Origin of the sequence: Kitasatospora arboriphila (genome assembly GCF_039528095.1) — a bacterium.
In the GTDB taxonomy this organism is placed as follows: Bacteria; Actinomycetota; Actinomycetes; order Streptomycetales; family Streptomycetaceae; genus Kitasatospora; species Kitasatospora arboriphila.
The window spans coordinates 28,482-47,959 of record NZ_BAAALD010000063.1 but is presented as its reverse complement, the minus strand read 5'-3'; the positions used below and the strand labels follow the sequence as shown (position 1 = coordinate 47,959).

Annotated in this window: 19 protein-coding genes; 7 read left to right on the top strand and 12 right to left on the bottom strand. The window is 74.4% G+C overall.

The window, feature by feature from the left end; all coding sequences use genetic code 11:
- Positions 1–117: 117 nt before the first annotated feature.
- The gene (locus ABD353_RS27125; RefSeq protein WP_344626299.1) at positions 118–954 is read right to left on the bottom strand and encodes an undecaprenyl-diphosphate phosphatase; all 837 of its coding nucleotides are present in this window, start codon (positions 952–954) and stop codon (positions 118–120) included.
- A 326-nt stretch (positions 955–1,280) separates the two neighbouring features.
- On the opposite strand from ABD353_RS27125, the gene ABD353_RS27120 reads away from it, so the two are divergent.
- A complete protein-coding gene (locus ABD353_RS27120) occupies positions 1,281–2,657 on the top strand; it encodes a geranylgeranyl reductase family protein (RefSeq protein ID WP_425555259.1) in 1,377 nt (458 codons plus the stop codon).
- A 226-nt stretch (positions 2,658–2,883) separates the two neighbouring features.
- Here ABD353_RS27120 and ABD353_RS27115 read toward each other — a convergent pair whose 3' ends face one another.
- From ABD353_RS27115 to ABD353_RS27105, 3 genes are all read right to left on the bottom strand, one after another.
- Positions 2,884–3,834 carry a squalene/phytoene synthase family protein gene (locus ABD353_RS27115; protein WP_344626298.1) on the bottom strand — a complete coding sequence of 317 codons (951 nt, stop codon included), beginning with the start codon at positions 3,832–3,834 and terminating at the stop codon, positions 2,884–2,886.
- A gap of 200 nt (positions 3,835–4,034) precedes the next feature.
- On the bottom strand, positions 4,035–4,235 hold the full coding sequence (locus ABD353_RS27110; protein WP_344626297.1) for a hypothetical protein: 201 nt from the start codon (positions 4,233–4,235) through the stop codon (positions 4,035–4,037).
- Positions 4,236–4,377: 142 nt separating this feature from the next.
- On the bottom strand, positions 4,378–5,082 hold the full coding sequence (locus ABD353_RS27105) for a ribonuclease H family protein (protein ID WP_344626296.1): 705 nt from the start codon (positions 5,080–5,082) through the stop codon (positions 4,378–4,380).
- 396 nt (positions 5,083–5,478) lie between these two features.
- Between ABD353_RS27105 and ABD353_RS40545 the strand changes: the two genes are divergently transcribed.
- Complete coding sequence (locus ABD353_RS40545; RefSeq protein ID WP_425555258.1) at positions 5,479–7,026, top strand: putative Ig domain-containing protein; 1,548 nt, start codon at positions 5,479–5,481, stop codon at positions 7,024–7,026.
- A gap of 122 nt (positions 7,027–7,148) precedes the next feature.
- Here the strand turns inward: ABD353_RS40545 and ABD353_RS27090 are convergent, their stop codons facing one another.
- On the bottom strand, positions 7,149–8,696 hold the full coding sequence (locus ABD353_RS27090; protein ID WP_344626295.1) for a PEP/pyruvate-binding domain-containing protein: 1,548 nt from the start codon (positions 8,694–8,696) through the stop codon (positions 7,149–7,151).
- 17 nt (positions 8,697–8,713) lie between these two features.
- On the opposite strand from ABD353_RS27090, the gene ABD353_RS27085 reads away from it, so the two are divergent.
- Positions 8,714–9,340, top strand: coding sequence for a transcriptional regulator (locus ABD353_RS27085; RefSeq protein ID WP_344626294.1), 627 nt, complete (start codon positions 8,714–8,716; stop codon positions 9,338–9,340).
- A 25-nt stretch (positions 9,341–9,365) separates the two neighbouring features.
- Here ABD353_RS27085 and ABD353_RS27080 read toward each other — a convergent pair whose 3' ends face one another.
- From ABD353_RS27080 to ABD353_RS27070, 3 genes are all read right to left on the bottom strand, one after another.
- Positions 9,366–9,740 (bottom strand): hypothetical protein, encoded by a 375-nt coding sequence (locus ABD353_RS27080; RefSeq protein ID WP_344626293.1) that lies wholly within the window; start codon positions 9,738–9,740, stop codon positions 9,366–9,368.
- A 139-nt stretch (positions 9,741–9,879) separates the two neighbouring features.
- Complete coding sequence (locus tag ABD353_RS27075; protein WP_344626292.1) at positions 9,880–12,378, bottom strand: RICIN domain-containing protein; 2,499 nt, start codon at positions 12,376–12,378, stop codon at positions 9,880–9,882.
- A gap of 342 nt (positions 12,379–12,720) precedes the next feature.
- The gene (locus ABD353_RS27070; RefSeq protein WP_344626291.1) at positions 12,721–13,647 is read right to left on the bottom strand and encodes an SDR family oxidoreductase; all 927 of its coding nucleotides are present in this window, start codon (positions 13,645–13,647) and stop codon (positions 12,721–12,723) included.
- Between the two features lie 286 nt (positions 13,648–13,933).
- Here ABD353_RS27070 and ABD353_RS27065 point away from each other — a divergent pair, with 286 nt between their 5' ends.
- Both ABD353_RS27065 and ABD353_RS27060 read left to right on the top strand, forming a co-directional pair.
- On the top strand, positions 13,934–14,329 hold the full coding sequence (locus ABD353_RS27065; RefSeq protein WP_344626290.1) for a VOC family protein: 396 nt from the start codon (positions 13,934–13,936) through the stop codon (positions 14,327–14,329).
- A gap of 191 nt (positions 14,330–14,520) precedes the next feature.
- Positions 14,521–15,888, top strand: coding sequence for a type III PLP-dependent enzyme domain-containing protein (locus tag ABD353_RS27060; RefSeq protein ID WP_425555257.1), 1,368 nt, complete (start codon positions 14,521–14,523; stop codon positions 15,886–15,888).
- 121 nt (positions 15,889–16,009) lie between these two features.
- Here the strand turns inward: ABD353_RS27060 and ABD353_RS27055 are convergent, their stop codons facing one another.
- Positions 16,010–16,501 carry a DUF1269 domain-containing protein gene (locus tag ABD353_RS27055; protein WP_344626289.1) on the bottom strand — a complete coding sequence of 164 codons (492 nt, stop codon included), beginning with the start codon at positions 16,499–16,501 and terminating at the stop codon, positions 16,010–16,012.
- 200 nt (positions 16,502–16,701) lie between these two features.
- On the opposite strand from ABD353_RS27055, the gene ABD353_RS27050 reads away from it, so the two are divergent.
- On the top strand, positions 16,702–17,109 hold the full coding sequence (locus tag ABD353_RS27050) for a DUF7144 family membrane protein (protein ID WP_344626288.1): 408 nt from the start codon (positions 16,702–16,704) through the stop codon (positions 17,107–17,109).
- 82 nt (positions 17,110–17,191) lie between these two features.
- Positions 17,192–17,956 carry a dienelactone hydrolase family protein gene (locus tag ABD353_RS27045; RefSeq protein ID WP_344626287.1) on the top strand — a complete coding sequence of 255 codons (765 nt, stop codon included), beginning with the start codon at positions 17,192–17,194 and terminating at the stop codon, positions 17,954–17,956.
- A gap of 18 nt (positions 17,957–17,974) precedes the next feature.
- On the opposite strand, the gene ABD353_RS27040 is transcribed toward ABD353_RS27045, so the two are convergent.
- The 3 genes from ABD353_RS27040 to ABD353_RS27030 form a co-directional block, all read right to left on the bottom strand.
- The gene (locus ABD353_RS27040) at positions 17,975–18,238 is read right to left on the bottom strand and encodes a hypothetical protein (RefSeq protein WP_344626286.1); all 264 of its coding nucleotides are present in this window, start codon (positions 18,236–18,238) and stop codon (positions 17,975–17,977) included.
- Positions 18,239–18,321: 83 nt separating this feature from the next.
- A complete protein-coding gene (locus tag ABD353_RS27035; protein WP_344626285.1) occupies positions 18,322–18,888 on the bottom strand; it encodes a GNAT family N-acetyltransferase in 567 nt (188 codons plus the stop codon).
- Positions 18,889–18,963: 75 nt separating this feature from the next.
- The coding region (locus tag ABD353_RS27030) for a DMT family transporter (protein WP_344626284.1) at positions 18,964–19,478 on the bottom strand (515 nt) is incomplete at its 5' end.

The window sequence follows — 19,478 nt, the reverse complement described above, 5'->3', positions numbered from 1 at the left end:
CGCCGGGGGGGCCGGAGGGAGGTGCTGCGGCCGGGATGGGTGCGGCCCGCACCCGGTGCGGACACGGCGCGGGCGCCCGCCCGGGTGGTGGGCGGCCGCCCGTTGCGGCGGTGCGGATCAGGCGTTCAGGACGCCGGTGCCGAGCAGGCCGAGCAGCAGCACGCCGACGACGATCCGGTAGGCCACGAAGGCGTTGAAGGAGTGCTTGGCGACGTACTTCAGCAGCCAGGCGATCGAGGCGTACGCGACGATGAAGGAGACCGCCGTGCCGACGATCAGCGGCAGCGGGTCCACGCCGGCGCCGAGGGCGTCCTTGAGCTCGTACAGGCCGGCGCCGGTGAGGGCCGGGATGCCGAGGAAGAAGGAGAGCCGGGTGGCGGCGACCCGCTCCAGGTCGAGCATCAGACCGGCCGACATGGTGGCGCCGGAGCGGGAGAAGCCCGGGAAGAGCAGGGCGAGGATCTGGGCGGAGCCGACGATCATGGCGTCCTTGAGGCCGGTGTCGTCCTCGCCGCGCTTGAGCCGGCTCATCTGGTCGGCCGCCCACATGACGCCGCTGCCGACGATCAGCGAGCCGGCGACCACCCACAGGGAGGCGAGCGGGCCCTCGATCAGCGGCTTGGCGGCGAGGCCGACGACCACGATCGGGATGGTCGCGTAGATCACCCACCACGCGAACTTGTAGTCGTGGTGGTACCGCTCCTCCTTGTTCATCAGGCCGCGGCCCCAGGCGCCGACGATCCGGGTGATGTCCTTGAGGAAGTAGAGCAGCACGGCCGCGATCGCGCCGACCTGGATGACGGCGGTGAAGCCGACCACCGACGTGTCGTCGACCGGGATGCCCATCAGGCCCTCGGTGATCTTCAGGTGGCCGGTGGAGGAGATCGGCAGGAACTCCGTCACTCCCTCCACCACGCCGAGGACGACGGCTTGACCGACGGTGATCACGCTCACGTGGGACCCTTCCCGGATCTCGACCCTGCGGGCGGGCCACCGCCCGCACGTCTACGAGAATGTAGACGTCCTGGGTCGCGGTGGTCCACCCGGGTCGGCGTGGCGCGCGCCCGGGCCTCCGCGGGCGGCGCGCGGGCCGCCCGTCCGACCCGCGGACGGGTGCCGCCGCCGGGGCGCGGCCCGCCGTCGACCGGCCGCGCCTGCCGCCCCGCACCCCCGCCGCCGTGCCACGATCGTGTGGTGAGGATCACAGCCGACGGCGTGGCGCCCCCGGTGGGTAGGGATCAGGCATTCGCACGGTGCACAGGCGCACTCAGGAGGAGACCGTGAGGCCACCGGCGCAGAACCCGCCGACACCGCAGACCCCCGACCCCGCGACCGCCGCCGGGGCCCCCGAGCCCCGCACGTCGCCCGACACCCCCGACGCCCACGAACCGCCCGACGGCGAGGAGGCCCAGGTCATCGTGGTGGGCGCCGGCCCCGCCGGCGCGTCCACCGCCGTCCACCTCGCCCGCGCCGGCGTCGACGTCCTGCTGCTGGAGAAGAGCCGCTTCCCGCGCGACAAGGTCTGCGGCGACGGCCTGACCCCCCGCGGCGTCCACCAGCTCCTGCGGATGGGCGTCGACATCGACGGCCCCGGCTGGATGCGCTCCCGCGGCATGCGCTGGGTCTGCGCAGGCCGCCAGGTCACCATCGACTGGCCCGACCTCGGCCGCTACCCAGACTTCGGCCTCACCCGCAGCCGCCACGACTTCGACGACATCCTCGCCCGGCACGCCGAGGCCTCCGGCGCCCGGCTCCGGCTCGGCGTCAAGGCCACCGGCCCGGTCACCGACCGCGCCGGACGGATCACCGGCGTCACCGCCACCGGACCGGACGGCAGACCCGTCACCTACCGCGCACCACTGGTCGTCGCCGCCGAGGGCGCCTCCGCCCGCACCGCCATCGCCATGGGCCTGGAACGCGACCCCCGGCGCGCCCTCGCCACCGCCGCCCGCCGCTACTACCGCAGCCCCGAACTCTCCAAGGACGAGTACCTGGAGCTCTGGGCCGACCTGCGCTGCGCCCGCACCGGCCGCGACCTGCCCGGCTACGGCTGGATCTTCCCGCTCGGCGACGGACGGGTCAACGTCGGCCTCGGCGCGCTCCCGCACCGCGACCACGGCACCATCGACCTCCGCGCCACCCTCGACCAGTGGCTCGCCCGGCTGCCCCGCCACTGGGGCCTCAACGAGCAGAACGCCGACTCGCCGCTGCGCAGCGCCGCCCTGCCGATGGGCTTCAACCGCCACCCCCAGTACAGCCGCGGCCTGCTGCTGGTCGGCGACAGCGCCGGGATGATCAGCCCCTGGAGCGGCGAGGGCATCGCCCAGGCCATGGAGGCCGCCGAGGTCGCCGCCGAGGCCGTCGTCCTCGCGCTCACCCGACCCGACGGGCCCCGCCGCGACCAGGCACTGCAGCGCTACCCCGCCGAGATCCGGCGCCGCTGGGGCCGGTACTACCGGCTCGGCAACACTGCCGGCGACCTGGTGTTCAGCCGCTTCGGCTACCGGCCGATCCTCAACGGCCAGGTCATGTCCCGGCCCGGCCTGCTGGCCTCGCTCGCCCGGCTGCTCACCCACCTGATGGAGGACCCGCCGCGGGACACCGCGGACCACGTCCTGAACACGCTGGTCAAGGCCGTTCCGCTGCGCGGCCGCTGACGCGGCGCGGGCGGGGCAGGGGCGGGGCTCGACGCGGCGGGGCCGCGCGCACGGAACGGCGGACGTGGCCGTTCCCGCGCGCGGCCCGGCCCGGCTGCTCACCAACGTCCTGGTCAGGGCCCCTCCGCTGCGCTGCCGCTGACGCCGCGGGGGTGGGGGCTCGACGCGCGGAAGGGCGGACGTGGCCGTTCCGGCGCGCGGCCCGCCCGCAGGGCCGGGAGCGGGCTCAGTGGGCCAGGCGGTCGTGCTCCAGCTCGCGGGCGTCCGGGCGGCGGGCCGCGGCCAGCAGGGCCAGCCGGCCCGTGGCGGAGTCGCGGACGGGGCCCTCGGCGACGCCCGCGCCGGCCCGGCGGACCGCCGCCAGCCGCCGGCGGGCCAGCCGCAGCGCCATCCGACTCAGCGGGCGGTACTCCGCGGGCACCTCCAGGATCGCGTCCGCCTGCAGCAGCGCCTTCTCGGCCAGGTCCGCGAGGTCCGCCACCAGGTGCTCGACGCCGTCCGTGCGGCGCCCGGCCGCCAGGTCCTCCCGGGTCACCCCGTGGTCGGCGAGGCTCTGTTCGGGCAGGTACAGCCGGCCCCCGCGCAGGTCCTCGGCCAGGTCGATCAGGAAGTCCAGCCGCTGCCACGCGTCGGCGAGCGCCCGGCCGGCCGCGGCGTAGCGCTCGTCCCCGCCGCCGACGTGCACCAGCCCGGCGGTCAGCATGGTGAACGGCCACGACAGCCGGTCGACGTACGCCTGGTAGTCGGCCTCGGTCGCGAAACCGGTGAAGTCCAGGTCGGCCCGCGCACCGGCGAGGTAGTCCTCGATCCAGTGCCGGGGGAGCCCGCGCAGCCGCACCGAGTGCGCGAAGGCCCGTGCCAGCGGCTGTCCGCACTCCTCACCGGCCAGCGCCGCACCGACCTGGTCCCGCCAGTGCGCGAACCGCTCGGCCCGGACCTGCGGCGCCCCCTGGTCGCACAGGTCGTCGGTGTAGCAGGCGAACGCGTAGCCGGCGACGGCGTGCGGCTGGTACGCCGCGACACCGAGCAGCCGCACCGCGGCGAACAGCGCGGGCTCGCGACGGCGCAGGAACCGGGCGGCCTCCCCGTAGTCCCGGGCCAGCGCGGCACCGACCGCCCCGGAGCCGTCCTGCCCGGCGCCGGCCGCTCCGGCACCGTCCGCTCCGGAACCGTTCACTCCGGCCACTCCGGCCTCGACGAGACACCGCCGCCACGAATACACCCGGACACCTCTCCACCCACCGCACAGGAACGCATCCATGATCGGTGACGCCCTGCGGCCGGGCCGCACCGGGCCACCCACCTGCGGATTCCCCGCCGTCCGGGCGCGCCTCGGCGCGACCCCCGACCGGACGGGGCGGGGCGCTGCGGCGCCACTCAGTCCGGCTCGTCGTCCTTGGTCGGCGGGTGCGGGTACACGGCGGACGACGGACCCATCAGGTCGTCGTCGCCGCCGTACTGGGCCGTGGCCTGCCGGCGCGCGGCGGACTCACGGTGGTGGGGAGGCGAGGCATCGAGGGCGGACCACTCCGGGTCCGTCACGTCGGCCGGCCGGTGCTGTGCGGGATTGCTGCTCATCGGACTCTCCGCCCCTGCTGGTCCCGATGCTCCCGATGCTACGCCGCGCCCGGGGCCGGGGCCCGGACGCCGAACACACCGGGGCCCCGGACGCCGAACACACCGGGGCCCCGGACGCCGTACACGCCGAGGTCGGCGGCCGTCACGCGCAGTCCGGGTGCCCCCAGCTCTCGCCGACCCGGGTGATCCGCTCGCCCTTGCCGTACCCGCGCCCGCACGGGCAGGTGCCGGGGAAGCGGGCGGCGAGGGTCCGCCGGGCCCCGTCGGACGACGCGGCCGCACCGGAGGCGCCGGTAGCACCGGAGGCCGGGCGGGAGGCGCGGGGGCGGCGGGCCGGGCGGGCCGGCCGTTCGGCGACCGGGTCGGGCACCGGTAGGTCCTCGGCGGTGCCGTCGCCGCCCTGCTGGGTGCGGGCGGCGTCGCTGGCCGCCTTGTCGGCGATCGCGTTGAGCGGGTCGCCGTCGACCCGGTGCGCGGCGACGTGGACGAAGGAGACCTCGCGGTCCGCCAGCAGCGCGTCGATCCGCTGGATCAGCTCCTGGTTGGCGACCGGCGAGCCCGAGGCCGTCCGCCAGCCGTTGCGCTTCCAGCCCGGCAGCCACTTGGTGACCGCGTCCCGGGTGTAGGTGCTGTCCAGCCGCACCTCCAGCGGCACCGCCGGGTCCGTGGCGGCCAGCAGCCGCTCCAGCGCGGTGAGTTCGCCGATGTTGTTGGTGCTCCGGCCCAGCGCACCGGACTGCCAGCGCTGCGGGGCGCCCGCGGCGTCCGCCAGGACCCAGGCCCATCCGGCCGGGCCGGGATTGCCCTTGGCGGCACCGTCGCAGGCTGCAATGACTCGTTCGACCATGCCCCGATCCTTTCATCGGTCGGGCCGTGCTCCGTGCCGCCGGGCGAGGGTCGGCAGGTTCCGACCGCGTGATCGATTTCCGGTCAATCTTGTCGCGCACGGCAGGGTCTGGACCTCTGCGCGACCGGCCGCCCGCACGGAGCAGGGCGAAGTCCGGTGCGCCGGCGCCGGCCCGCCGGTGCGTGCCGCGGCGGGAGGCGTCCGCTTGCGGGGGCTGGGAGGGAGTCGTCCGGATTTGGCCGTGGCCACTTCACGCGGTTCGGCCGCAGCCGGGTGCCGTCGGTGAACGGCCTTTTCCGCCGGGGTGGTTGACCCTCTTGAAGCGGGCATGGCAGTTTCGTGCGGCCCGCGTGCGCAACCGGTCGCGCGTCGGCACATCCCCCACAAGGAGACCCCATGTTCAAGGGACTCGCCGCCGGAATAGGCGCGGTCGCGATCGCCGCAGGCACGGTGACCGCGGCGGCCGTGCCCGCGCACGCCGTCCAGGCGGGCGATCTGACGGCCACCATCGCGCTGAGCAACTGTTCCGCCTCGCTCGTCCGGTACCCCGCATCGGTCGACACCGACCGGGCGATGATGCTCACCAACGGCCACTGCCTGCCGACCATGCCCGCCTCGGGCGTGGTGATCCAGAACCAGACCGCCAGCCGCAGCGGCACCCTGCTCAGCCCGTCCGGCTCCTCGCTCGGCACCGTCTCGGCCGACAAGGTGCTGTACGCCACCATGACCGGCACCGACGTGGCGCTGTACCAGCTGACCGACACCTTCTCGTCGATCCTCAGCAAGTACGGCGTCACCGCGCTGACCATCAGCGACACCCACCCGGTCGACGGCTCGGCGATGTTCATCCCGTCCTCGTACTGGAAGCAGACCTGGAACTGCTCCATCAACGGGTTCGTCCCGACCCTGCGCGAGGACGAGTGGACCTGGCACGACTCGCTCCGCTACAGCGCCGGCTGCAACACCACGCACGGCACCTCCGGTTCGCCGATCGTCGACGCCGCCTCCAAGAAGGTCGTCGGCATCAACAACACCGGCAACGACGACGGCGCGATGTGCACCCTCAACAACCCGTGCGAGGTGGCCGCCGACGGCACCACCACCGCCACCAAGGGCCAGAGCTACGGCGAAGAGACCTACTGGTTCACCACCTGCCTCGGCGCCGGGCGGGCCATCGACCTCAACGTCGCGGGCTGCCTGCTCACCAAGCCCGCCGGCAGCGGCACCGTCACGGTGACCAACCCCGGCAACCAGACCACCGCGCTGAACGGCACCGCCGACCTGCAGATCGCGGCCTCCGGAGGCACCGCCCCGCTCACCTTCAGCGCCACCGGCCTGCCGACCGGCCTGTCGATCAGCAGCTCCGGCAGGATCACCGGCACCGCCACCGCGGCCGGCACCTACAACGTGACCGTCACCGCCAAGGACGCCGCCAACAAGACCGGCTCCACCGCCTTCACCTGGACGGTCTCCGGCAGCATCAGCTGCGTCCCGGCCCAGCTGCTCGGCAACGCCGGCTTCGAGACCGGCACCGCCGCCCCCTGGACGACCACCAGCGGAGTCGTCGACAACAGCGCCTCCCAGGCCGCCCACTCCGGCTCCTGGAAGGCCTGGCTGAACGGCTACGGCTCCTCCCACACGGACAGCGCCGCACAGACCGTCAGCATCCCGGCCGGCTGCAAGGCCACGCTCAGCTACTGGCTGCACATCGACACGGCGGAGACCAGCACCACCACCGCCTACGACAAGCTGACCGTCACGGTCAACGGCACCACGGTGGCCACCTGGTCCAACCTCAACAAGAACACCGGGTACGGCCAGAAGACGGTCGACCTGTCCTCGTACGCGGGCCAGTCGGTCACCGTGAAGTTCAACGGCGTCGAGGACTCCTCGCTGCAGACGAGCTTCGTGATCGACGACACCGCGATCCAGACCGGCCCCTGACCGGCCCGAAGCGTACGGATGCCTCATAGGAGCCCCTGAGTCGACCTCCGTCGCGGACGTCTCCTTGCACCCGGGCCCGGCCGCAGTTGCGGCCGGGCCCGGTCCGTCCGCGGCCCGGGCCCTCAGGACCCGCGGGCGGCCTCGTCGGCCCAGGCGAGGAAGCGGCGCAGGTACGGGTCGTCCGCGGCCGCCGCGACCGGCGGCGAGCCGAGGACGGCCAGGCCCAGGCCGCCGTCGAGGGTGACGACCGCGCCCTCCGGCACCGTCCGGCCGCCGACCCGCAGACAGCCGCCCGCGACGTCCACCGCCAGGCCCGCCGCGCCGACCACCGCCGGCCGGCCCATCGACCGGGCGACGACCGCCGCATGGCTCGCCGGCCCGCCGAGCGCCGTCAGCACGCCCGCGGCGGCGGCCAGGCCGTGCAGGTCCAGCGGAGAGGTCTGCGGCCGCACCAGCACGACCGGCCCGTCCGCAGCCATCCGGACGGCCGCGTCGGCCGTCAGCGCCACCCGGCCACCCGCCACCCCGGGCGAGGCACCGAGGCCGCGGACGAGGAGGTCCGTGTCGTCGGCGAGCGCGATCCGCGGGGTGCCGGCGTCCCGCAGCCGGCCGGGGGCGACCCGGCGCAGCGCCTCGTCCCGGGAGATCACCCCGCGGTCGGCGAGGTCGACCGCCACCCTCGCGCCGGCCGCGCCGGCGAACCGGCCGGCCCGCAGCTGCAGCAGCCACAACCGGCCGGCCTCGAAGGTGAACTCCAGGTAGCAGGCGTCGCGGCAGCGCCGCTCACCGAGCTCCAGTGCCTCCAGCAGGCCGGCCATGACCTGCGGCTCCTGCGCGGCGAGGTCGGCGAGCGGGCGGACGGCGGCGCCGCCGGAGACGACGTCCTCGCCCTGACGGCCGAACAGGACGTCGCCGCGGGGCACCGGTTCGCCGGTGGCCGGGTCCCGGCTGAACGCCACCCCGGTGCCGCTGTGCCGCCCGCGGTTGCCGAACACCATCGCCTGCACGGTGACGGCGGTGCCGAGCCCGTCCGGAATGCCGTTCAGCGCGCGATAGGTGCGTGCCCGCGGTGAGTCCCAGGACCGGAACACGGCGGCGACGGACTGCGCCAACTGCTCCCGCGCGTCGTCGAGCACCGGCTCGCCGAGGTGCCGGCGCACCGCCTCCGTGGCCGCCGCGAGTCGCTCCCCGTCGGAGCCCCCGGAGCCCGTGGGGTCGGCGGGCCGGCCCGTGGCGGCGGCGACGAGTCCGGTGAGCAGGCGCAGCCGGGAGTCGCGGACGAACTCCGGTTCACCCGTCTCGGCGATCAGCGCCTCGGCGGCCCCGCCGGTCAGGCCGACGTCGAGCACGGTCGCCATCATGCCGGGCATCGGGACGGCGGCGCCCGAGCGGACGGCCACCAGCAGCGGCCGCCGCCCGTCGAACCGCCGCCCGCCGCACCGCCGGCCGGTGGCGGTCTCCAGCGCGGTGACCGCGGCGGCGAGCTCCTCGGTCAGGCCGTCCGGCAGCCGCCCGTCCCGCAGGAAGGCCCGGCAGGCCGCGGTGCCGATCACGAAGCCCGGTGGCACCGGCAGCCCCAGCCGCAGCAGCGCCACCAGGCCGTGCGCCTTGCCGCCGAGGACGTCCGCCGGCTCCCCGAGGTCCGCCGACAGCGGGTGGATCCACCTCACCGCTGTAGCATACGGGCGTGCCCGAGCTGCCCCACCGCACCAGCCCCGACCTGCTGGTTCTCCACACCCTGCGCTGCACCGGATTCGCCGAACTCGCCCGGGCGGCCGAGGCCGTCGGCCTCCCCGAGGCCGACGTGGAGTCCGAGCTGTTCGACCTGGCGGTGGCCGGGCTGGTCACCCGGATCTCCGGCCCCTTCGGCGGCTGGGGCCTGACCGAGGCCGGCCGCGCCGCCGACGCCGAACGGATCGCGGCCGAACTCGCGGCCTCCGCGGCCCGGGAGCCCGTCTCCGAGGTCTACGAGCGCTTCCTCGTCCTCAACCCGGAACTCCTCGACCTCTGCACGGCCTGGCAGACCCGCCCGGTCGACGGCGCGATGGCCCTCAACGACCACGCCGACACCACCTACGACACCCTCGTGCTGACCCGGCTGACCGACCTCGACCGCCGGGCCGCCGAGGTCTGCGCCGAGCTGTCGGCCGTCCTGCACCGCTTCGCCCGCTACCGGGAGCGGTTGGCCGGCGCGCTCGGCCGCGCCCACGCGGGCGAGCAGGGCGCCGTCACCGAGAGCACCGACTCGTACCACGCCGTCTGGTTCCAGCTGCACGAGGACCTGCTGACCACCCTCGGCATCCCCCGCCACTGAGCCGCCCGGCGGCCCGCTGCGCCGTTCAGCGGTCGTCGGACCAGTCCGCGTCGACCGGCGGGACACCGGTGGCCAGCACGTGGCCGACGATCCGCAGGCCCTCCGGGAGCGGCACGGTCTCCGTGTCGGGGTACTCGTCGTGCTGACCGTTCGTCAGGACGAAACCGGTGCTGCGGCCGGCGGCCAGCGGATCCACGGCGTGCCCGCCCGGGTCGCCCTCGGGATCGAGTAGCAGCACCATCGCGCGCTCGCCGTTGCTGACGACGCCCAGCGACCGGCCGGAGGAGGCGGCCAGCCAGGTCTCCAACCGTCCCGCGGCGATCCGACCGCGCAGCAGGTCGAGCGCCGCCTCGACCGTCGCCGGAGCGGTGCCGTCGTCGAAGACCCAGGACTCGCCCATGTCTTCGACCCTCTCACAGCAGACTCCCGCCCGCGCCGCCCGCGCCGCCCGCACCGCCCCGGGCAACGGCGGTGCTCGGCCGCAGACACCGGGAGGGCCCCGCGGTCGACCTCCCCGCGGGGCCCTGCGGACCGTTCGGTCAGCCGACCGTCCAGCGCTGCAGCGCCGAGCCGGTGTCCGCCTGCTGGGTCACCGCCGCGCCGTCCGCGGTGGAGGCGGTGGTGAGCAGCAGGCCGCTCTTCTGCGAACTGATCCGGTAGCCGCCGCTCACGGCGGTCACCACCCAGCGCTGGTTGCTGCCGCCGGTGCAGGTCCACTGGATGACCTGGGCGCCGGCCGTGGTCGAGCCGCCGCTGACGTCCATGCAGAGGTTCGACTCGCCGTTGGTGATCTGGTAGCTGCCGTCCGCCTGCGCGGTGAAGACCCAGGTCTGGTTCGGGCCGCCGTTCGGTGCCCAGGTCACCAACTGGGTACCGGCGGCGGTCGAGTGGTTCGGGTCGTCGAGCGCCTTGCCGGAGGCGGTCAGCGTGTGGCTGCCCGCGAGTGCCGGGTTGACGGCCCAGGTGAAGGTGGTCGAGCCGGTGGCCGTCCCGGAGGAGGCGGTGACCGTCACCGTCGACGATCCGGTGGCCGTGGGCGTCCCGGTGATCAGACCGCCCGCGCCGATCGACAGGCCGGCGGGCAGGCCGGTCGCCGAGAAGGCGAGCGCCTTGTTCGCGGAGTCGCTGCCGGTGAGCTGCAGCGAGACCGCGGTGTTCACCTTGGTGGACTGGTCGCCCGGGCCGGTGACGGTGACGGTCTCGGCCGCCGCGCCGACGGCCGTCAGCGTCAGTGCCTGCTCGTCCGCGCTGCGCCCGCCGCCGACGCCGCTGCCGCCGGTGTCCGTCCAGCTGCGGACGGGCGCGGTCTCGGCGAGCCGGCCGGCCGCCGGGGTCAGGCCGAGGACGAGGCCGCTGTAGCGGTTGACCAGCTTGACGGTGCCGGTGGCCGTGCCGGAGGCGGTGGCGCCCGGGATCACCCACCACTGCTGGCCGACGGTGGGCCCGTTCGCGGGGGCGGCGGTGACGGTGGGCAGCGCGCCCCAGGCCCGGCCGGCGACGGCGCCGGAGTTCACGCCGAGCAGCCGGCCGGTGGAGCCGTTGGCGATCCGGTAGGAGCCGTCGCCGTTGGCGGCGAAGGTCCACGACTCCAGGGCGGAGCCGGTGGCGGAGGCCAGCGAGGTGGTCGCCGAGCCGCCGGAGACCTGGGCGAGGACCCGGCCGTTGGCGCCGGCGATCCGGTAGGTCCTGGACGGGTCGACGGGCGGCGCGGGGGCGGCCGAGGCGCCGACGGTGACGTCCACGTACTGGCCGGAGGCCCCGCCGGAGCAGCCGAACGCGCAGTACGAGCGGAAGGTCCGGCCGGTGATCGTGGAGCTGGTGCGGTTGGCGCCGTCGAGGAACCAGCGGTACCAGGACGCGGTGCGGTAGCTGCCGGTGTCGCCGAGCAGGAACCACTTCTGGGTGGCGAGGTCGGCGGTGGCGTAGAACTGCTGCGGTGCGTTGCCGCTCTGGTCGACGGCCTGCGGCTCGCCGATGTAGAGGCCGAGGTGGGCGTTCCAGGTGACGTCCATGACGAACAGCGGCGAGGTCGCGGGCATCGTCCCGGCGGCGATCTGCTGGGCCGCGGTGCCGGTGTTCGCCGGGTCGTACTCGCCCGTCACCGGGGTGTACCCCGTGGTGCTGGACGGGCCGACGGGCACCATGTTGCTCTCCCGGCCGCCCACCCCGGGCTGCGACCAGGCGCCGTCGTACCACTTCTGCCAACTGCCGGGCGCCATTTTGCCGGAGAGCGGGGCGCGCGCCGCGTGCTCGTAGAAGGCCTTCCAGCCACCGGACTTGTCGACCACGCGCGAGCCGTAGAAGACGTAGAAGTACCCGGAGGCGGTGTCGACGAACAGCCGCTGGTCGCCGTCGCCGTAGGAGTACGTCTGGTGGGGGAAGGCCGTGGTGTCGCCGCGGGCGGTGCTGTACGGCGAGGTGATGACGTGGTCCCGGATCGTCCAGGTGCTCCCCCGGTCGGTGGAGACGGCGTAGTCGATGGCGTCGAAGTGCAGGCCGTCGCCGAACGGTTGAGGGGTGAACTCGTTGTGCACCAGCCCGTACCAGTCGCCGGTGTCCGGGTCGACCCAGACGCCCGCGAGGTCGCAGTAGTTCTTGTGCGCGTAGCTGCCGGAGCCGGCCGCGGCCGTCGCCGTCCGGCCCGTCGGGCTGTTGTTGCACCGCCAGGTGGTGTCGTTGTTCCGGTCGTCGGAGTTGGCCGGGTTCACGGCGTTGCTGACGGCCGACGAGCGGGTGGCGGTGTCGAAGTCGGTGCCGGTGAAGAAGTCCCAGTAGCGCGGGTCGTTCGCACCGTACAGCGCGGCGGACTGCTGGAACCAGAAGGTGCCGTCCTTGTCGATGTACGGCGCCGCCGGGGTGTCGGTGGGGTGGCCGTACGTCGCCGGTGCGCCGACCGAGACGGTGTAGGTGGTTCCGGCGGGGGCGGGGGCGGGGACGGGGGCGGGGTCGGCCGCGGCCGTCGGTGCGCCGGCGCCGGCCAGTGCCAGGGCGGCAGCGGCCAGCCCGGCCGTGAGGATGCTGCGCAGGGGTGTGGGCACGGAGGCTCCTTCCGTGGCGGTGCACGGTGGTGGGGGGGATCGGTGGGGGTCGGCGCCGGGGCCCACCCACGGCGCCGCCGAGCGCACTCATGCTCGAAGATGCTCATTGGGGCTTGTTTGAAAGCAGCTTCGAGCACACCGTGGCAGCGCGCCGACAGGGGTGTCAAGGGTCGCGCCGCAGCCGTCCGCAGAGCTCCCCGAAACCCGGCCCACCAGCGACAAAAGTCCAAGTCCCGGCCCACGGCTGTCCTTTGACACCGCCGCCCGACCCGGCCAGACTCCGTGGCCGGGCGATGCCAACGGTCACCGGGTGACGCCACCGGTCACCGGGCGTACGGAAGCTCAGCGGTATCCGGTGGCGTCGGCGGGGCGGCCCGGGTCCTGGACCTCCACCATGTAGCGCCAGGCGTCGGGCCGGCTGCCGTCGCGGTCGGTGAAGCCGTAGACCTGGGCGAGGCCGCCGCTGGAGAGGGACCGGCCGTTCCAGCGGGCCACCTCCGGGTCGGCGGCCAGCGCGGCGACGGCCCGGCCGACGAAGAACGGGGTCTCCGAGATGCAGAAGTGCGGCTCGACCCGGAGGGCGTCGCGCCAGTTCTCCTCCGTCACCCCGAAGTGGCCGAGCATGATCTCCGAGCGCATCCAGCCCGGCGTCAGCGCGACCGCGGTCGCGCCGCGCGGTCCGAGCTCCTCGCCGAGCGCGAAGCCCATCCGCAGCACCGAGGTCTTGGCGAGGTCGTAGAAGAACGAGACCCGGTAGGTGTCGCGGTTGTACTCGGCGGTGCCGTCGGTCACTTCGACGACGAGGCCGCCGGGGTGACGCAGCAGCAGGGGCAGCGCGTGGTGGCTGGTGATCGCATGGGTCTCCACCGCGAGGCGCAGCAGTCGCAGCCCGTTGTCCAGGTCGTGCTCCCACACCGGGGTGTCCCACTGGAAGAGGTTCTCGCCGCCCCAGACGTCGTTCACCAGGACGTCGAGCCGGCCCTGTTCGGCGTCGATGCGGTCCACCAGGCTGCGGACCTGCGCGGGCACCAGGTGGTCGGTGGGGACGGCGATGCCGTGCCCGCCCGCCGCGGTCACCAGGTCGGCGGTGTCCTCGACGGTCTCGGGGCGGTCGTACTCGGACCGCTGCGCGCGGGTGCTGCGGCCGGTCACGTACACCGTGGCGCCCGCCGCACCGAGTCCCACCGCGATGCCGCGCCCCGCGCCCCGGGTCGCCCCCGCGACCAGGGCGACCCTGCCCTTCAACGCTCCGTCCGACGCACCGGTCATGCCCGGAGTCTACGGAGTGCGGGCGGTGGGTCGCGGTGTGAAACGCGGACCGTCCGCCCACCGCCGGAAGGGCGTTGCCCGGTCGGCGGGCGGCCGCTAGGGTCGGTCGGGTGACTGCCGGGTCGGCCATGGGCCACACACGGAACGGGCACCCGGCCTCGGCTTGAGCACGAGGCGGGGCAGGGCCCCGCCGTTCTCTCCACGTCGTCGCAGTGCCCCTGCGAGCGCACCGCTGCGAGCACATCGCCGTGCGCCGCGTTCCACGACCCGGAGAGAAGGACCAGCCATGTCTTCCGTCACCACCGTCCAGCTCAACCACACCGCCGTCTACGCCCGGGACCGGCGGGTGTCCGCCGCGTTCCTCGCCGGCATCCTCGGCCTGGAGGTCGGCGCCCCGTTCGGGCCCTTCCTGCCGGTCGACCTCGGCAACGGCGTCACCCTCGACTACTACGAGAAGCGCGACGAGCCGATCCAGTCACAGCACTACGCGTTCCTCGTCCCCGACGAGGAGTTCCAGGCCATGATCGACCGCCTGGAGGCCGCCGCGGTGACCTACTACGCCGATCCCAGCCACACCGCGCCCGGCCGTACCAACGACTGGTTCGGCGGCCGCGGCGCCTACTTCGAGGACCCGGACGGCCACAACATGGAGATCATGACCAGGCCGTACGTCCGTCCCTGACCCCGGGCCCCGGTCCCGCGCCGGCCCAGCCGGGAGGGCGCGGGGCCGGGGCGACCCGGGGCGACCCGGGTGACGTTTCCCGGCAGATCCGTGCCGAACGGCCGAGGTGTCCCGATGCTGGATGCGACGGGGCCGCATGCCACAGGGCGGCGGCGGGCCCGCGAGGCGGCGAGGGCGAGGAGCACGGCACGGTGGAGAGCACACCCGAGCACGACCGGCGGCAGTGGATCGACGCCGGCAGGCGCGACCGCGTCGTCCGGGCGGCGACCACCGCCGGCCTGGTCGGCGCCCGGCACGCCGCGGCGGGGTTCCTGGACGTCGACGGGGTGCGCCGGACGGTCGCCGGCCTGCACGCCGCCTTCGGCCCGGACGTGCCGGTGCTGCACACCTTCGCGGCCAAGGCGGCCGCCCTGGTGCCCGTGCTGCGGCTGGTCGCCGACGCCGGCATGGGCTGCGAGGCGGCCAGCCCCGGCGAACTCGCGCTCGCCCGCGCGGCCGGCGTCCCGGCCGACCGGATCGTGCTGGACTCCCCGGCCAAGACCGCCGCCGAACTCGCCCGGGCCGTGGACCTCGGCATCGCCGTCAACGCCGACAACCTCCAGGAACTGGAACGGATCGCCGCCCTGCCGGCCCTCGGCCGCAGCGGCTCCGTGCTCGGGCTGCGGGTCAACCCGCAGGTGGGCACGGGCACGATCGGGGCGATGAGCACCGCCTCCGCGCAGTCCAAGTTCGGGGTGCCGCTGCGCGACCCGGGCGCCCGCGAACGGGTGCTCGACGCCTTCGGCCGGTACCCCTGGCTCAGCCGGCTGCACGTCCACGTCGGCTCGCAGGGCTGCTCGCTCGACCTCATCGCGTCCGGCGTCCGCGCCACCTGGGAGCTCGCCGAGGAGATCAACCGCCGGGCCGGCCGCCGGCAGGTCGACTCGCTCGACCTCGGCGGCGGACTGCCCGTCAACTTCGACGACGACGAGGTGCGGCCGACGTTCGCCGCGTACGCGGCCCACCTGCGGGCCGCCGTCCCCGCCCTGTTCGCCGGCCGCTACGCCCTGGTCACCGAGTTCGGCCGGTCGGTGGTCGCGAAGAACGGCTTCACCGCGGCCCGCGTCGAGTACACCAAGGAGGTCGGCGGCCGCCGCATCGCGCTCACCCACGCCGGCGCCCACCTCGCGACCCGGACGGTGTTCATGCCCGAGGCCTGGCCGCTCCGGGTGGGCGTGCACCGGCCGGACGGCACCCGGCGCGAGGGCCCCGAAGAGATCCAGGACGTCGCCGGGCCCTGCTGCTTCTCCGGGGACGTGGTGGCCCGCGGCCGCGCCCTGCCCCGCATCGAGCCGGGCGACCTGGTCGTGCTGCACGACACCGGCGGCTACTACACCTCCGCCCCGTGGGCCTACAACAGCCTGGCCAGGCCCGCCGTGCACGGCTTCAGCACCGCGGGCGGCCCCGTCCGGTTCGCCACGATCCGGCCGGAGCAGACCCTCGCCGAGATCGCCGCCGAATCCGGCGCCGCCCACGCCGACGCCCTGACCGCGCTCACCGCCGGAGGCCCGGGTACCTAGGACCCAGAGGGCGCTCGGGTGGTCGATCGAGGTGCCCCCACGTGCCCCGAATGCCCATCCGAGCGCCCTTGAAGACGACTCCCGCACCCGGCCGGTGCGGCCGGCTGATCGTGCGGGGGAGTCACTCGTCCTCGGCGAAGGTCTCCCGCAGCACCTTCTCCTGCTCGTCGGACAGGTTTGTCTGGATGAGCTCCGCGTGCTGCCCCTGGAAGGCGGGGGCCACCTTGTCCAGCACGGCGTGCGAGGTGAGCAGGAACAGCGCCGAGGTGCCGGGGGTCACCTTGTCGCGCACCTCCTGGATGAACTCGTCGTCGATCCCGACGTGCGTGAAGTGACCGGAGACGGCGCCGGTCGCGGCGCCCACCGCCATGCCGAGCAGCGGCACGAAGAAGATCATGCCGAGCAGCAGGCCCCAGAAGGTGCCGCCGATCGCGCCCAGCCCGGTCAGGTTGCTCAACTGCTTCGTCTTGGGCTTCTTCTTGTCCTCGGGCCAGCTCACCACCGCACCGTCCTGGACGACGATCAACCCCTGGTGCTGCAGGTCCTTCAGGACCTCCAGGGCGTCCTGCGCCCCCTCCGGGGTGGGAAAACGCCACACGGTCAGGCTCGCCATCACCGGCTCCGATCTCCTGCGGACAGACATTGCCCTCATCCTCGGCCCGCGCCGCCCCGGCTGCCACGCACACCCCGCCGGAGGGGTGAGTACCGGCGTGTCGCCGCACGTCCGGGCGCTGCGGCGGGCAGGGATCGGGGCGAGGATCGACACGGTCCGGTCGTCGAGGAGACCGACCGGTACGGAATCGAGGCGCACCCATGGCAGAAGCAGTGAACGGCCGACGCGACACCGACAACGCGGCGAGCGGCGTGGTGGCCGTCGCCGCCGTCCTGCTGCTCGTCTCCGGTGTGCTCAACCTGCTGCGCGCCGTCATGGCGCTGGCCGGCGACCCGGTGTTCGTGATCGTCCCGAAGTACACCTTCCGGTTCACGCTGACGAGCTGGGGCTGGATCTACCTCGTCCTGGGGGTGCTGGCGATCCTGATCGGCCTGGCCCTCTTCCGGCTCGCCCTGTGGGCCCGGATCGCCGGTGTGGCCGTCGCCTGTCTGGTGATCGTCGCCAACTTCCTGTCGATCCCGTACTACCCGCTCTGGTCCCTCGTCGTGATCGCCGCCTGCACCGTCGTCATCTGGGGCCTGTGCACCGTCCGCCACACCCCGGCCTGAGCCGCACGTTCCTTCGACTGATCATCCGTCAATTCCACTCCGCGGTACGGGTTAGACTCCGATCGACCACGAAGGGGGAGCGATGGCGGACAGCACGACGACAGCACGGTGGATCCCGCTCGGCGAGGGCGAGGGCGGTGGCCCGGAGGGGCTGCTCGTCCTGCCGGACGGGCGGCCGGCCCGCGGATCGGTGGTGGTGGCCGGGGAGTTCTTCGGCGTCACCGGCCACCTGAAGGCGGTCTGCGAACGGCTCGCCGCGGCCGGGTACGCCGTCCTGGCACCCGACTTCTACTGGCGCAACGCCCGGCGCGCCGGCTTCGGCCACGACGAGGCGGGCCGCGCCGAGGGCCGCCGGCTGATGACCGCACTGCGCCGGGACGAGGTGCTCGCCGACCTGACGGCCGCCCGGTCCACCGTCCGGGAGTTCGGCGGGCAGGGCGGTACCGCGATGCTCGGCTTCAGCCTGGGCGGGCACATCGCCGTCCTCGGCGCCACGGCGCTGCCGTTCGACCTGGTCGTCAGCTACTACGGCGGCTGGCTGCTCGACGGCGGCATCCCGCTGGCCGAGCCCCGTCCCCCGGTTGCCGACAGTGCCGCGATCGCGAAGAACACCGGCTTCCTGCTGGGCTTCTTCGGCGCCGACGACTTCGTGATGTCCCTCGACGAGTGGCACCGCGTCGGCGAGCACCTGCACGCGGCCGGCGTCCGCCACGAACAGGTCACCTACCAGGGCGTGGGCCACGGCTTCTTCAACGACGAACGCCCCGACACCTTCGACGAGAAGTCCGCCACCGACGCCTGGCGGCGCACCCTCGACGCCCTCGCCGAGCACCTCCGCCGCGGCTGAGCCGCGCCCGCGGACCGGCTACGCCTTGAGGTGGCCGCCGAGTTGGTACTCCAGCCCCGCGCGGAACTCGAGGCGGGGGACGGCTGCCCGCATCGCCTCGTACAGCTCGGGCGGCACCACGTACACGGCGGTCGCCAGCAGGTCGTCCTCACGGCCGGGGAAGAAGTCCCGGACGCTCAGGATCTCGTCCCGCGTGAGGTCGTCGGTGACGTGGGCCGCGGCATCGTCGGTGTCCCAGCCGATGAGCGCCCAGGCAAGGGTCTCGGCAGCGTTGTCGATCATGCCTCCCACCGTAGCGAGGGCGTCCGGCGGCTTCACGCGGATTCCCCCGGGGCGGGTGGGGGGCGGCCGGCGGGACCGGCCCGTCACCCGGCTGTGTGGGTCCGTTCGGTGGCGAGGTGCTCGTGGGCGAGGACGCCCATCTGGACGTGGTCCTGCCAGCGGCCGTGCCGGAAGACGGCCTCGCGGCGGCGGCCCTCCTCGGTGAAGCCGGCCTTGCGGTAGGCGGCGAGGGCGGGCAGGTTGTCGCCGAGGACGGTCAGTTCGATGCGGTGCAGGCCGAGTTCGGCGAAGCCGTAGTCGAGCAGGGTGCGGACGGCGTCGGTGCCGAGGCCGCGGCCCTGGTGGGGTGCGCCGACGATGACGGCGAGGGTGGCGCAGCGGTCCTTGGGGTCGGCGCCGTAGAGCGTGACGTGGCCGACGGTCTCGTCGCCGTCGAGGGTGACGACGGTGAGGCCGACGTTGCAACCGGTGTTCTGGCTCCACGAGCGGAACATGGCGGCGATCTCGGCGCCGGGCCGTGGGTGGACCGGGCCGGTGACCTGGCGGACGGCGGTGGCCGGGTCGTTCCACCAGGTGACGAGCCGGTCGAGGTCCTCCTCGCGGAGTTCGCGCAGGCGGACGAGCCGGCCGGTGAGCGGCGGGGGAGCCACGGGGCCTCCAGGTGGCGTAGGTGATCTTCTTCGCGGGATGGTAGCCGCCCGGGGCGCAGCCGAAGCCGGGGGCGGTCAGTCGTCGGTGCGGCTGCCGGTGAACTCGGCGGGTCGGAGGGCCTGTTCTGCGGTCGGCGCGGCGGCCGGCGCGGCCGTTGGTGCGGTGGGCCGGTGGCGCAGTTGGGCGAGGACGACCGAGCCGATCGCGAGCAGGGCGCCGAGCAGTTGCAGGGCGGTGAGTCCCTGGCCGAGCACCAGCCATCCGAGGGCGGTGGCGACCAGCGGGCTCAGCAGTCCGAGGAAGGTGACCTGGGTGGGGGAGAGGGCACTGATGCCGCGGAACCACAGGGTGTAGGCCACGGCGGCGCCGATGATCCCGAGGTAGGCGTACCCGCCGAGGTTGCGGGCGGTGAGGTCGGCGGGCGGCGGGCCCTCGGCGAGCAGGGCGACGGGCAGGAGCAGCAGTCCGCCGGCGACGAGCTGCCAGCCGGTGACGGCGAGCAGTCCTGCGGGCGGGGCCCAGCGCTTGCTGAGCACCACGCCGGAGGCCATCACGGCGGGGGGGGCCCGGGGGGGGGGGGGGGCGCCCG

What these genes read in the sequence shown, in the direction of transcription:
- ABD353_RS27110 (WP_344626297.1), bottom strand. Translation starts at nt 4,235, where the DNA reads ATGAGCAGCAATCCCGCACAGCACCGGCCGGCCGACGTGACGGACCCG.
- ABD353_RS27105 (WP_344626296.1), bottom strand. Translation starts at nt 5,082, where the DNA reads ATGGTCGAACGAGTCATTGCAGCCTGCGACGGTGCCGCCAAGGGCAAT.
- ABD353_RS40545 (WP_425555258.1), top strand. Translation starts at nt 5,479, where the DNA reads ATGTTCAAGGGACTCGCCGCCGGAATAGGCGCGGTCGCGATCGCCGCA.
- ABD353_RS27080 (WP_344626293.1), bottom strand. Translation starts at nt 9,740, where the DNA reads ATGGGCGAGTCCTGGGTCTTCGACGACGGCACCGCTCCGGCGACGGTC.
- ABD353_RS27070 (WP_344626291.1), bottom strand. Translation starts at nt 13,647, where the DNA reads ATGACCGGTGCGTCGGACGGAGCGTTGAAGGGCAGGGTCGCCCTGGTC.
- ABD353_RS27065 (WP_344626290.1), top strand. Translation starts at nt 13,934, where the DNA reads ATGTCTTCCGTCACCACCGTCCAGCTCAACCACACCGCCGTCTACGCC.
- ABD353_RS27055 (WP_344626289.1), bottom strand. Translation starts at nt 16,501, where the DNA reads ATGGCGAGCCTGACCGTGTGGCGTTTTCCCACCCCGGAGGGGGCGCAG.
- ABD353_RS27050 (WP_344626288.1), top strand. Translation starts at nt 16,702, where the DNA reads ATGGCAGAAGCAGTGAACGGCCGACGCGACACCGACAACGCGGCGAGC.
- ABD353_RS27045 (WP_344626287.1), top strand. Translation starts at nt 17,192, where the DNA reads ATGGCGGACAGCACGACGACAGCACGGTGGATCCCGCTCGGCGAGGGC.
- ABD353_RS27040 (WP_344626286.1), bottom strand. Translation starts at nt 18,238, where the DNA reads ATGATCGACAACGCTGCCGAGACCCTTGCCTGGGCGCTCATCGGCTGG.